The sequence below is a fragment of the Williamsia deligens genome (assembly GCF_024171765.1).
GTDB classification, from domain to species: domain Bacteria; phylum Actinomycetota; class Actinomycetes; order Mycobacteriales; family Mycobacteriaceae; genus Williamsia_A; species Williamsia_A deligens.
In genome coordinates this window covers 1,932,183-1,943,937 of sequence record NZ_JAMTCI010000001.1, presented here as the reverse complement: position 1 = coordinate 1,943,937, position 11,755 = coordinate 1,932,183, and the positions used below count along the sequence as shown (strand labels likewise).

The following is an 11,755-nucleotide window of genomic DNA, read 5'->3' as shown; positions in this document are numbered from 1 at the left end:
TTTCGCACCTCCCGCGACCAGAAACGCCTCCCGCGACCGGAATCACGGTCGCGGGAGGCGTTTTGGGTAGCGGGAGGTACATACCGCCCCACCACCACTTGACCTCGAGCGCACTCGAAGTCCGATGGTGTCGACATGACCTTCACAACAAGCGAACTCGCCTACTTGCGCAGCCAACGCCTCGGCCGGATGGCGACGGTGCAACCCTCGGGCACGCTGCAGGCGAGCCCGGTGGGTTTTCGAGTCGAGGACGACGGCACCATCGAGATCGTCGGGTACCACCTCGAGTCGAGTCAGAAGTTCCGCAACATCCGCGACAACGGGCGGGTCGCCTTCGTCGTCGACGACATCGCATCGGTCTCGCCGTGGCGGGTGCGCTGCGTCGAGGTCCGCGGCACCGCGGAGGCGATCGACGGTCCGACTCCGGTCATCCGCATACACCCACGCAGGGTCATCAGCTTCGGCATCGACGAGCCGGACACCGAGGCCCACGATCTGGCCGTGTCCGCACGCACCGTCCGCTGACGCGACCGAACCCGCCTCCCGCGACCGTGGCAGTGGTCGCGAGAGGCGGGTTCGGTAGCGGGAGGTGGGTGTCGCCTACTTCGGCGGCATCCGGATGCCACCGTCGACGCGGACGACCTCGGCGTTCATGTACGAGTTGGTGACCAGCTCGATGACCATCGACGCGAGCTCGTCGGGCTGTCCGAGGCGGTTCGGGAACAGCACGCTCTGGCCCAGGTGCGCCTTGAACTTCTCCGACTCCTCACCCTCGCCGTAGATGGGGGTGTCGATGAGGCCGGGCGCGACGGTGTTGACGCGGATCTTGGCGGCGGCGAGGTCACGGGCGACCGGCAGGGTCATGCCGACGACGCCACCCTTCGACGACGAGTACGCGACCTGACCGATCTGCCCGTCGAACGCGGCGACGCTCGCCATGTTGACGATCGCGCCCTTCTCGCCGGTGTCGGTCTCCTCGCCGCGGCTCATCGCGGTGGCGGCCAGGCGGATCGCGTCGAAGGTGCCGATCAGGTTGATCGCGATGACCTTCTTGTAGACGTCCAGGTTGAACGCCGAGTCGTAGGAGCCGTCGCGACCGATGGTGCGCTGCGCCGACCCGATGCCGGCGGAGTTCACCAGCACGCGCAGCGGGCCCAGCTCGAGGGCCTTGTCCACGGCGGCGGTGATCTGCGCGGTGTCGGTGACGTCGACCTTGACGAACGCGCCGCCGATCTCGGTCGCGAGCTCGGTCCCCTTGTCCTCCTGCAGGTCGGCGACGACGACCTTGGCTCCCTTGGCCGCCAGCTGGCGGGCGACGGCGGCGCCGATTCCCGACGCGGCCCCTGTGACGATTGCACTTGCTCCGGTGATGTCCACGGTCGCAGCCTACAACCGCGCAACCGAGTGATCGGTCGGTACCGCCGGACGCCGATTCAGGGTCGATGCAGCTCGAGCAGGTGGCGACCGGAGATGACGTGGGCGGTCCCCAGGCGCAGCCCGGTCCGGTCCGAGAGCTCCCGCGCGGCGCCGACTCCCGCACGTGCCCACGGGAACCACGGCCCGATCACCGATCGGGACTCGACGCGGACCGTCCCGGTCCAGACACCGTGCACCCCGGCCTCGAGTTCCACGACCACGGTGCCACCGGGATGGATCAGCCGGGCGGCACGGGCGACGGTCTCGAACGGATCTCCCCCGATGCCGACGTTGCCGTCGATGAGAAGTGCGTGCGACCACTCGCCCTCGGCGGGCAGATCGTCGAAGATGCTGCGCTGCATGGCGATCCCGCCGCGACGCCGCGTCATGTCGACGGCGCGCGCGCTGCGGTCGACGCCGAGGGCGCACACCCCGTGGTCGGCGAGCTCGGTCACCAGGCGCCCGGGGCCGCACCCCAGGTCGACCGTGGGACCGCTGCACAGGCCGGCGACGTGACGGTCGAACGCGGCGTCGTCGCGTTCACCGCTCGTGCCCAACCAGCGCGTCACCGGAAGACGGGTCCGGGTGCCGTCGGAGAGTCGCAGCCAGCTGTTCTGGCCGCGCACCGCGTCGAGGAACGCATCGTCGAAGTGGGGCAGGTCGTCGGTGTCGACGTCGCCGCGTCCGACGCCTTCGGGGGCGCTCATCGGCCCGCCGGTACGAGTCGGGTCGCGAGCTCGGCGAAGGCACTCGACGGCGCGCACGCAGCCGCCACGGCGGCGACGTCGGCTGGGTGGTCGACGTCGGAGAGGACCGGCAGGTGCGTCACCGACAGGCCCGCCGCGCGGAGTGCTTCCTCGGTGCGCGCACCGGTGTCCTCCCGCGACATCGGGACCGACGGCAACGTCGACGCACCGACGGCGTCGTGCAGCGCCAGGCCCCACCAGCCGCCGTCGGTCGCGTGCCCGAGGGCCGCGCCGCCGTCCGCGGACGCGTCCAGCCCGGAGGTGAGGTGGTCGACGGTGAGCTGCGGGGTGTCCATGCCGACCTGCATCACCACCGCGTGCCCGCCCGCGACCGCGAGGGCGTCGCGATGCGCGCGGTCCAGGCGGTCGCCGAGGGTGTCGCCGTGTTGATCCATCACGGTGGTTCGAGACAGGCGCCCGCGCAGATCGTCGGGACCGATCGCGTCGTCGATCACACCGGCCAGCGACACCACGACGGTCGCGTCCGGCACCGACAGCGCCGTGTCGAGGGTGTCGAGCAGTGCGGCCGACGCGAACCGCGCGGCGTCCTGCGCGCTGAACTGCGCCGTCAACCGCGTCTTGACCAGGCCCGGGACGGGCGCCTTCGCCACCACCAGCACCACCCGCGCGGTCATCGCAGCGCCACCAGGAAGTCGCGGGTCGCGCGTACCGAGCCCATCACCGAGCCCGACACCTTCGACTCCCCCGCAGCCCGGGGGCTGTAGACGACGTCGCGCTCGACGACCGTCCACCCGGCCCGCCCGGCGCGGACGAGCAGTTCCACGGGATAGCCGAACCGCATGTCCTGGACGGACAGCTCGAGGAGCCGCTCGCGACGCGCGGCGCGCATCGGACCGATGTCATGGACGTCGATGCCGTGCAGGCGGCGGACGCGGCGGGCGACCAGCGAGGTGCCGATGCGGGAGTGCAGAGGCCACACACCACGCTGCGCGGGTCGACGGCGCCCCACGGCGAGGTCGGCGCCACCGCGGACGGCGTCGACGAGGCCGACGAGTTCGGCGGGGTCCATCGACCCGTCACCGTCGATCGTGCAGACGATGTCGTCCGACGCGGCGCGGACGCCGGCGTCGACGGCACTGCCGTACCCCGGGACCATCTCCTCGACGACGGTCGCGCCATGGGCGCGCGCGACCTCCGCGGTGCCGTCGCTGCTGCCGTTGTCGACGACGAGCGCGCGGAAGCCGTCAGGAATGCGCGCGAGCACATCGGGCAACGCGTCGGCCTCGTCGCGACACGGGATCACCACGGTGACGCCGTCGGCAGGGGTGTGGTCAGCCACGGGTGTCGTGCACTCCTCGACGGGGGCGGGGCGTGGTGGTCATCACCGAACCCTAGCGGGGCGGGCCCCGTCGTGATCGCAGAGCGGCCGGGGAGATCGTCCCCGCGACCGGTGCCTACCGTGGTGCCCGTGACCAGCGCGCAGATCGACGCAGAGCACGGATCAGACATCCCGGACACACCGACCGGGGCGTCCGCTGTGGGCGATCCGAGGTGGGTCCGCGACACCGCGGCGATCCTGGTCGCGGCCGCCCTGCTGGTGACGGCGATCCTGGTGCCGTTCTACGGGTCGCCGGAGCTGAAGCTGAACATCTTCGTGCTCGCGCCGCCGCTGTTCGGCAACGTCGACCCGCACGGCAACTACAGCACCGCGGTGGCCGTCGCGATCGGTCTGCTGGTGATCGTCGTCGGGCCGTGGGCGGCGCGGACGCTGCGCTGGGCGCCGCTGCTGGGCGTGACCTGGCTTGTCACGCTCGCCTGGACGCTGAGCCTGGCACTCATCGACGGTTGGACCCGGGGCGTCTCCGTCCAGCTCGACCGTCCCGACGAGTACCTGCCCACCGCGCGCGGCGTCACCGGCATCGGTCGCATGCTGTCGACGTTCGACTCGCGCATCCTCGATTTCCAGCCGAACTCGTGGCCCACGCACGTGTCCGGGCATCCCGCGGGGGCGCTGCTCAGCTTCGTGCTCCTCGACAGGGTCGGACTCGGCAGCGGGACACGCGCCGGGGTGTTCTGCATCGTCGTCGGGACCAGCGCGGCGGTGGCGATCCTCGTCGCGGTGCGCGCTCTCGGTGGCGAGTCCACCGCTCGACGCATCGCCCCGTTCGCCGCCGTCACACCGGCCGCGGTGTGGATCGGTGTCTCCGCCGACGGCTACTTCCTCGGTGCCGTCGCCTGGGGAATCGCCCTGCTCGCCCTGTCCGCCACGACGCTGTCGCCCCGTGTCCGCGCGATCACCGGGATCGGCGCCGGCGCACTGCTCGCGTGGGGCATCTTCTGCAACTACGGGCTGACACTGATGGGCGTCATCGCCCTCGGCGCGTTGATCGTCGCCCGTCGGTGGAGGCCCCTGCTGTGGGCCATCCCCGCCGCGCTCGTGGTGGTCGGTGGGTTCGCGCTCGCCGGGTTCTGGTGGCTCGACGGCTATCACCTGGTCTACGAGCGGTACTACCAGGGCATCGCGAGCAAGCGGCCCTACTCGTACTGGGTCTGGGCGAACTTCGCGGCGTCGATGTGCGCGGTCGGTCCCGCCGCGGTCGTCGGACTCGGACGGGCACTGCGGGTGCGGCCCATCCGGCGGCGCGAAGCCGTCGTCGTCCTCGGGCTGGCGGGACTCCTCGCGATGGTGTTCGCCGACCTCAGCGGACTGAGCAAGGCCGAGACCGAACGCATCTGGCTGCCGTTCGGTGCGTGGATCATCACCACCACCGCACTGCTCCCCCCACGCCACCAGCGTTTCTGGCTCGCCGCGCAGGTGCTCACGGCGCTGCTCATCAACAGCATCGTGCGCACGCACTGGTGACGACGGGCGCGCTCAGTCCCGCAGGGGCGCAGTGGCGAACTCGGCGAGACCGTCGGCGGGCATGATCCGGGCCTCGAATCCCAGCACCTCCCGGGCGCGCCTCGGGTCGGCGACGATGTGCCGGACGTCGCCGGGCCGGTAGCGACCGGTGGTGACCGGCTCCGCGCCACCGACCGTCCGGCTGAGTGCCGCGGCCACCTCGCCGATCGAGATCGGCTGCCCTGAACAGACATTCAGCGGGACGAATCCCTCCGGGGTGTTCTCCAGCGCGGCGACGTTCGCGCGGGCGATGTCGTCGACGTGGACGAAGTCCCGCATCTGACCGCCGTCCTCGAACACCGTCGGCGCCGTCCCCGCCTCGAGCTGCGACCGGAAGATCGCCGCGACACCGGCGTACGGGGTGTCCTTGGGCATGTGGGGTCCGTAGACGTTGTGATAGCGCAGAGCCGTGACCGATCCGCCGGTCTCCAGGGTCCACGCCTTGGCGAAGCCCTCCTGCGCGGCCTTGCTCGCGGCGTAGTAGCTCCGCGGCAGCAGCGACGCATCCTCGGGCGTGAGTGCCCACCGGGCGACCGCGCCGTCGTCGAGGTAGCGCTCGAACCGACCGTCGTCCAACGCCTCTCGGGTCCGCTCCGGCGGATCCACGACCGTCCCCGTCACGTCGACGTAGGTCCCGTCGCCGTAGACGACCATCGACGATGCGAACACCAGTCGGGTGACGCCACGGCGGTACATCGCGGCCAGCAGCCGCGCGGTGACGAGATCGTTGTCGGCGGCGTAGTCGGGCGCGTCGTTCGCGTCGACGCCGGCGCCGACCCGCGCGGCCTGATGACAGACGACGTCCACGCCGTCGAGAAGGGCGTCGATGTCGGTGTCCCGCAGCTGTTCGACCCGCACACCGTCCGGCGCGATCGCGTCCGGCCCGTGGGCGGCGGGGATCATCCCGTCGACGCAGACGACCTCGTGCTCGCGGTCGACGAGCTGACGTCGGATGGCGGTTCCGATGAAACCGGCTGCGCCCGTGAGCAACACCTTCATCAGCGGGACCCCGCCATCAGGGCGTCGAGATCGTGTCCGCCGGCGGCGCAGTCACACTCGGCGGCTGCGGTGTCGGTGTCGACGAGGGCGACGGCGTGCGACAACAGGCCCTTGAGCATCTGTAGGCTGCGCTCGAAGACCGCGTAGACGTCCGCCTCGGCGACACCCTCACCCTCGGCCACGCCGGCGTCGAGGTCGGTGACGAGGGCGATTGCCGCGTAACACATCTGGAGCTCGCGGGCGAGGACAGCCTCCGGGTGGCCCGTCATGTTGACAAGCGTCCACCCCTGCGCCGCGTACCAGCGGCTCTCCGCGCGCGTCGAGAAGCGCGGGCCCTCCACGACGACCATCGTCCCGCCGTCGACCACCGGCGGTTGCGCGGGGGCCGCCTGAGCAGCGTCCCGGGCGTGACGGCGCAGGACCGGGCAGTACGGGTCGGCGAAGCTGACATGGACGGCGGTGGAGTCGAACACGGTGTGCTCACGACCGGACGTGCGGTCGACGAGCTGGTCGGGCACGACGACGGTGCCCGGGCCGAGGTCGGCCACGAGACTCCCCACCGCGCACGGCGCGAGGATGCGGCGCACCCCCAGCGACCGCAGCGCCCACATGGTGGCGCGGTACGGGACCCGATGCGGCGGGTACTCGTGGTCGCGGCCGTGTCGGGGGACGAACGCCACGCTCACCCCGTTCACCGTGCCGACGGAGATCGGTGCGCTCGGGGCGCCGAACGGGGTGTCGACGACGACATCGCGCGCCTCGTCGTCGAAGAAGGAGTAGAAGCCGGTACCGCCGATGACCCCGATGGTCGGGGTGTCGGCGCTGGGGGATGCACTGCTCACCGCGCCAACACTAGGTGGTCGGGGTCGCATCGGACGCCGTCGCCGAGGGGTTGCGCGGTCCGTTCGCACGGCGAATGATCGGCGAGGTGAACCGTTCGATCGTCCGGTGTCAGTCCGGTGCGCTCTACTCCTCCATCTGGATCCCCATGGTCTCGTTCACGGCCGCACGCCTGGGGACCTCCCGGTTTCAGCGCTGTCCGGTGCACAAGCGGTGGGAGCGGACACGACTGGTCGACCCGGACACCCTGAGCGACGACGAGCGCGCGGCGGCCGGACGGATCGAGGACATCGGGATCCCCTGACTCACCTCACGGGCGAGGGACGACGCTCGCGTAGTGGTCGGCGATGTCACCGGGGGTGGTGAACCAGACCCCGTCGGCGTGGGCACGGAGATGCTCGAGCGCTGCGCGGACCCGGCGCAGTCGGTAGGGCTGACCGGCGAGGAACGTGTGCAGCGAGATCGACAGCACCAGCGGCTGGCGGCGGGAGTTCTCGAGCATCTCGTCGAAGGAGTCGGTGATCATCGACGCGAACGTCTCCGCCGTCTGGTGGTGGTGGACGAAGACGGGCAGGTCGTTCACCTCGTGCGGATACGGCACCGACAGCAGCGGCCCGGACGCGGTGCTCATCCACACCGGTTGGTCGTCGATCGGCCAGTCCAGGGTGTAGGTGAACCCGCGCTCGGCGAGGAGGTCTTCGGTGATCCGACTGGGTGCAGCGCCCGGGCTCATCCACCCGCGCGGGGGCGTGCCCTCCGCATCGGTGATGGCGCGGTGGACCTGATCGATGGTGTCTCGTTCGGCGTCACCGGTCAGGGAGTTGGGCGTGGCCGAGTTGGTCCGACCGTGCGCCACGAACTCCGCACCCAGTGCGTGATAGGCCGCGGGCACGGCCGGCGCGTGCTCGTAGATCTCGGAGTTGACCAGCGCCGTCGGCCGGATGCCGACGCGGTCGAGGGTCTCCGCGATGCGGAACGCACCGACCCGGTTCCCGTACTCCCGCCAGCCGTAGTTGTAGGAGTCCGGCTGGTCCATGCCGGGGGTGAACCCGAGGTCGGTGTCACCGTCGTCGTACGCGAAGTGTTCGCAGTTGACCGCCACGTAGACGGCCAGGCGTGCACCGCCCGGCCAGTCGAAGTCGGGGCGATCGGTGACGGCCGAGTGGTCGAAGCGACCGTGGGTGGGCAGTGCCATGCCGTTCATCATGCCCACCGCTCGTCCACCCACGTCTCGTCCCGCACGTCTCGTCACCGACCGAACCTGTCGGTGGACGTCCGTACGGTGATCCGCAGACAGACACCCCACCGTGAGGAGCCCACCATGACCGACGCGAATCTCTCCCTGCTCGACCGGTCGGGCTCGATGCAGTCCATCGTCGCCGACACCTGTGGCGGCTTCGACGCGTTCATCGCGCGGGAGCGTGAGGCCGAGGTCGAGACCCGGGTGTCGTTGGCGCAGTTCGACACCGAGTACGAGTCGGTCTACACGCACCGGCCGATCGCCGAGGTTCCACCGCTGTCGCTCGAGCCGCGCGGGATGACCGCCCTGCTCGACGCGATCGGCCGGTTCGTGACGGACATCGGCGCGGATCTCGCCGCTCGCCCCGAGGACGAGCGGCCCGGTGCGGTCACCGTTCTGGTGATGACCGACGGCATGGAGAACTCCAGTCGCGAGTGGACCGTCGAGGCGGTGCGCACGCTCATCCGGCAGCAGGAGGAGCAGTACGGGTGGACCTTCGTCTTCCTCGGCGCCAACATGGACGCGGTCGACGTGGGCACCAGCATGGGTTTCTCGGCGGATCGCTCGCTGACTTACGCCGCCGAAGCGGAGCAGGTCCGTCACGCGTACGGCCGTGTCCGACCTGCAGACGCGCAACCGGGCCTCCCGTCGCGAGGGTCGCCCCGTCGAGGGGTTCACGACCGTCGAGCGCGATCGCACGGCACCGCGTCGCTGACCCGGCGTCCCCGCTCAGGCCGCCCGGACGCCGACCTCCCGCGCGATGGACTCGACGATCTCCCCGCTGCGGATGGCGATGTTGCTCAGCAGCGACGAGGTGAGGCCATGGGTGTGTTCGGTGCCCCCGCCCTGGAGGAACACCGGACCGCTCAGCGGGCGTCGGGTCCGCAGGCGGTAGTCACGCGAGACGGCGGGGCGTTCCGAGCCGGGCACCTCCCGGATGACGTCGGCGGCGAGGTCGCCGAGGATGTCGAGCGGCATCGGCGTGAACCCGGTCGCGTAGACGACGGCATCGCAGGTCAGCTCCTCGACGGTGCGGGTCGGGTGGTGCTCCACCGACACGCGCACTCCCCCGGTCCGGGCGTCGCCGAACTCCTCGGCATCACGGACGCTGGACGCGCCGCGGAAGAACAGTCGTCGCCGATCGGCGACGCGCTCGGCGTACTCCCGGGCGTAGAGCTCCTCGATCAGGGGGAGGTCGACGCACGAGTAGTTGGTGCCCCGGTGGTAGTCGAGCAGTTGCCGACGCACGGCCGGCTCGGCGACATAGAAGTCGTCGACCGCCGTCGGGTCGAAGACCCGGTTGGCATACGGGCTGTCGTCGGCGGGGCTGTACCCGTACTTCGCGAACACCCCGTGCACCTCCGCGGCAGGGAAGGTGGTGTGCAGGTGGTCCACCACCTCGGCGGCACTCTGGCCCGCCCCCACCACCACGAACCGTTGGTGGGTCGGCTCGGGTAGTCGCGTGAGGCGGTCCAGCAGTCGGTGGTTGTGGAACTGCCGGGGGGATTCGACGACCCCCGCGGGCAGGTGGGGGTGCAGCCCGCCGGCGAGGACCACCGACCGGGCCCGCAGCGCCGACCGACGCCCACGCTGCTCGGTCTCCACGACGAGGTGGTCCCCCTCTTCGCGGATCGCGACCGCCCGTGTGCCGTAGTCGACGCGCGCCTCCACGGTGTGCGCCGCCCACGCGAGGTAGTCGTGGAACTCGAGTCGGGTGGGGAAGAAGGTCTGGTGGTTGATGAACTCGGTCAGCCGTCCCCGCGCGGTCAGGTAGTTGAGGAAGCTGTAGCGGCTGCGGACGTTGCGCTGTGTCGCGAGGTCCTTGAGGAACGAGATCTGCATCGTGGTCCCGGGGATGAGCATCCCGGTGTGCCACCCGAACTGCTCCTGCGACTCGACGAACGCCGCGTCGATGCGGGCCGCGGGGTCACGATCGGCGTTGTACTCCTCGATGGCAATCGCCAGACCCAGGTTCGACGGGCCGAAGCCCACGCCCACGACGTCCAGCAGGGCTTCGTCGTCCCGGGACCGGCGGGTGGCGATCTCGTCGTCGGTGAGGGTCATCGGACGCCCGCCTGTCCGGCCATCTCGACACGGTCCACGTCGGACCTCCACTGGTCCGTCGATCCGGGGACCGGCTCGGCGGGATCGGTGCCGAGCGCCACGATGGCGTTGTCCGCGTCGACGTGCACGACGCGGGCCTCGTGATCGGCGAGTTCGGTGTCCTCGACCTCCCGGAACGACATGATGATGACGAGGTCGCCCGGTTCGACGAGATGGGCTGCTGCGCCGTTGATCCCGATGACACCGGACCCCGACGGTCCGGGGATGACGTAGGTCGTCAGCCGGGCTCCGTTGCTGATGTCGACGACCTGGACCTGCTCTCCGTCGACGATGTCGGCGGCCTGCATCAGGTCGGTGTCGACGGTGATCGACCCGACGTAGTGCAGGTCGGCCTGGGTCACCGTGGCCCGATGTATCTTCCCGCCCAACATGGTTCGGCGCATGAAGCCCTCATTCCGTATTCGCGTGACGCCGCGGACGCGGACGTCCAGAACTGAGCTCAGGCTAACCTATGTTGTCCGTATTAGGTAATGGTACCCTAACCCGCATGTCACACCCCCTGGCCTCATCTCGGTCGGCCTCACGTCGACGCCGATCACCCCGCCTGCTCCGTCTCGGCGTCGTCGCCGCGGTCGCCGCACTCGGCGTCGGTCTCGTCGCCGCCTGCGGGTCGGATTCCGCCGGCTCGGCGTCGGGTCCGACCGTCACCGTCGACCACAAGTTCGGCAGCACCGCAGTTCCCGAGAACCCGAAACGCGTTGTCACGGTCGGCTACAACGACCAGGACTTCGCGCTGGCACTCGGCGTGGTACCGGTGACCACCCGCGCGTGGTACGACTCCTACAACTCCATGCCGTGGGTGAAGGCGGCGACGAACGGCAAGGGTGTGGCGTCCATGCAGGGCGACAGCGCCGACTTCGAGGCGATCGCGGCCGCCAAGCCCGACCTCATCCTCGACATCTACGACACGGTCGACCGCAAGACCTACGACCGCCTCTCGCAGATCGCCCCCACCGTCGTGCAGCCGGGTCAGTACAAGGACGAGGAGACCCCCTGGGACGCCCAGCTTCTCCTGACCGGCAAGGCGTTGGGCAAGGACACTCAGGCCCAGGCGCTGGTCGCGCAGGTGCGCGGCAAGATCGACGCCGCGAAGGCGGCGCATCCCGAGTTCGCCGGCAAGACCCTCGTGGAGGACTTCGGTCCGGAGAACGGCGGCCACTACCTCATCGGCGCGAACGATCCTCGTCGAACCCTGTTCGACGCGTTGGGCTTCCGCGCCCAGGACACCGTCGGCGACCTGTCGGAGGAGAAGCTCTCCCTGCTCGACCGCGACGTGCTGTTCGTGAACGGCGCGACGAAGCAGCAGATGCTCGCGTCGCCGGCGTTCGGTCGTCTCGCGGTGGTGCGGGAGAACCGCACGCTGTACACGACATTCGACTCGCCGCTCTCGGGCGCGTTGGCCTACACCGGGCCGAACGCGCTGATGTACGCGCTCGACGTCCTCGTCCCGCAGCTGTCGAACGCACTGTCCGGTCGGCCCGTGGCAGACCTCGCGATGGCCTGACTCCCACCACCCACAACCGCGCA

Annotated in this window: 13 protein-coding genes; 4 read left to right on the top strand and 9 right to left on the bottom strand. The window is 70.4% G+C overall.

All coding sequences use genetic code 11. The features are described from left to right. The first annotated feature begins 135 nt into the window (after positions 1-135). A complete protein-coding gene (locus tag LX14_RS09265) occupies positions 136-525 on the top strand; it encodes a PPOX class F420-dependent oxidoreductase (protein ID WP_253646925.1) in 390 nt (129 codons plus the stop codon). Positions 526-600: 75 nt separating this feature from the next. On the opposite strand, the gene LX14_RS09260 is transcribed toward LX14_RS09265, so the two are convergent. The 4 genes from LX14_RS09260 to LX14_RS09245 are packed head-to-tail and all read right to left on the bottom strand — an operon-like array spanning position 601 to position 3,462. Continuing rightward, positions 601-1,377 (bottom strand): SDR family NAD(P)-dependent oxidoreductase, encoded by a 777-nt coding sequence (locus LX14_RS09260; protein ID WP_253646924.1) that lies wholly within the window; start codon positions 1,375-1,377, stop codon positions 601-603. A gap of 56 nt (positions 1,378-1,433) precedes the next feature. Then, positions 1,434-2,123: a class I SAM-dependent methyltransferase gene (locus LX14_RS09255; protein ID WP_253646923.1), complete on the bottom strand. Its 690-nt coding sequence runs from the start codon at positions 2,121-2,123 to the stop codon at positions 1,434-1,436. Next, on the bottom strand, positions 2,120-2,797 hold the full coding sequence (locus tag LX14_RS09250) for a TIGR04282 family arsenosugar biosynthesis glycosyltransferase (protein WP_253646922.1): 678 nt from the start codon (positions 2,795-2,797) through the stop codon (positions 2,120-2,122). Before LX14_RS09250 ends, LX14_RS09255 begins: the two co-directional genes overlap by 4 nt. After that, a complete protein-coding gene (locus LX14_RS09245; RefSeq protein WP_253646921.1) occupies positions 2,794-3,462 on the bottom strand; it encodes a glycosyltransferase family 2 protein in 669 nt (222 codons plus the stop codon). Before LX14_RS09245 ends, LX14_RS09250 begins: the two co-directional genes overlap by 4 nt. Positions 3,463-3,591: 129 nt before the next feature. Between LX14_RS09245 and LX14_RS09240 the strand changes: the two genes are divergently transcribed. Next, positions 3,592-4,986: a hypothetical protein gene (locus tag LX14_RS09240; protein ID WP_253646920.1), complete on the top strand. Its 1,395-nt coding sequence runs from the start codon at positions 3,592-3,594 to the stop codon at positions 4,984-4,986. Between the two features lie 12 nt (positions 4,987-4,998). On the opposite strand, the gene LX14_RS09235 is transcribed toward LX14_RS09240, so the two are convergent. Further along, the gene (locus LX14_RS09235) at positions 4,999-6,024 is read right to left on the bottom strand and encodes an NAD-dependent epimerase/dehydratase family protein (RefSeq protein ID WP_253646919.1); all 1,026 of its coding nucleotides are present in this window, start codon (positions 6,022-6,024) and stop codon (positions 4,999-5,001) included. Then, positions 6,024-6,866: an S-methyl-5'-thioadenosine phosphorylase gene (locus LX14_RS09230; protein ID WP_372505294.1), complete on the bottom strand. Its 843-nt coding sequence runs from the start codon at positions 6,864-6,866 to the stop codon at positions 6,024-6,026. The genes LX14_RS09235 and LX14_RS09230 overlap by 1 nt, the downstream gene beginning before the upstream one ends. Before the next feature lie 86 nt (positions 6,867-6,952). Between LX14_RS09230 and LX14_RS09225 the strand changes: the two genes are divergently transcribed. Then, a complete protein-coding gene (locus LX14_RS09225; RefSeq protein ID WP_253646918.1) occupies positions 6,953-7,168 on the top strand; it encodes a hypothetical protein in 216 nt (71 codons plus the stop codon). Between the two features lie 6 nt (positions 7,169-7,174). On the opposite strand, the gene LX14_RS09220 is transcribed toward LX14_RS09225, so the two are convergent. The 3 genes from LX14_RS09220 to panD all read right to left on the bottom strand — a co-directional run bounded on the left by LX14_RS09220 (position 7,175) and on the right by panD (position 10,611). Further along, positions 7,175-8,059 (bottom strand): polysaccharide deacetylase family protein, encoded by an 885-nt coding sequence (locus LX14_RS09220; RefSeq protein WP_253646917.1) that lies wholly within the window; start codon positions 8,057-8,059, stop codon positions 7,175-7,177. Positions 8,060-8,833: 774 nt separating this feature from the next. Further along, positions 8,834-10,168, bottom strand: coding sequence for a lysine N(6)-hydroxylase/L-ornithine N(5)-oxygenase family protein (locus LX14_RS09215; RefSeq protein WP_253646916.1), 1,335 nt, complete (start codon positions 10,166-10,168; stop codon positions 8,834-8,836). Further along, positions 10,165-10,611 carry an aspartate 1-decarboxylase gene (gene panD, locus LX14_RS09210; RefSeq protein WP_253646915.1) on the bottom strand — a complete coding sequence of 149 codons (447 nt, stop codon included), beginning with the start codon at positions 10,609-10,611 and terminating at the stop codon, positions 10,165-10,167. The genes LX14_RS09215 and panD overlap by 4 nt, the downstream gene beginning before the upstream one ends. Before the next feature lie 104 nt (positions 10,612-10,715). On the opposite strand from panD, the gene LX14_RS09205 reads away from it, so the two are divergent. Further along, positions 10,716-11,732, top strand: coding sequence for an ABC transporter substrate-binding protein (locus LX14_RS09205; protein ID WP_253646914.1), 1,017 nt, complete (start codon positions 10,716-10,718; stop codon positions 11,730-11,732). Positions 11,733-11,755 lie beyond the last annotated feature (23 nt).

Excerpts from the sequence above, each read along its gene's own strand:
- LX14_RS09255 (WP_253646923.1), bottom strand. The coding sequence starts at position 2,123 with ATGAGCGCCCCCGAAGGCGTCGGACGCGGCGACGTCGACACCGACGAC.
- LX14_RS09265 (WP_253646925.1), top strand. The coding sequence starts at position 136 with ATGACCTTCACAACAAGCGAACTCGCCTACTTGCGCAGCCAACGCCTC.
- LX14_RS09250 (WP_253646922.1), bottom strand. The coding sequence starts at position 2,797 with ATGACCGCGCGGGTGGTGCTGGTGGTGGCGAAGGCGCCCGTCCCGGGC.
- panD (WP_253646915.1), bottom strand. The coding sequence starts at position 10,611 with ATGCGCCGAACCATGTTGGGCGGGAAGATACATCGGGCCACGGTGACC.
- LX14_RS09205 (WP_253646914.1), top strand. The coding sequence starts at position 10,716 with ATGTCACACCCCCTGGCCTCATCTCGGTCGGCCTCACGTCGACGCCGA.
- LX14_RS09235 (WP_253646919.1), bottom strand. The coding sequence starts at position 6,024 with ATGAAGGTGTTGCTCACGGGCGCAGCCGGTTTCATCGGAACCGCCATC.
- LX14_RS09215 (WP_253646916.1), bottom strand. The coding sequence starts at position 10,168 with ATGACCCTCACCGACGACGAGATCGCCACCCGCCGGTCCCGGGACGAC.
- LX14_RS09220 (WP_253646917.1), bottom strand. The coding sequence starts at position 8,059 with ATGGCACTGCCCACCCACGGTCGCTTCGACCACTCGGCCGTCACCGAT.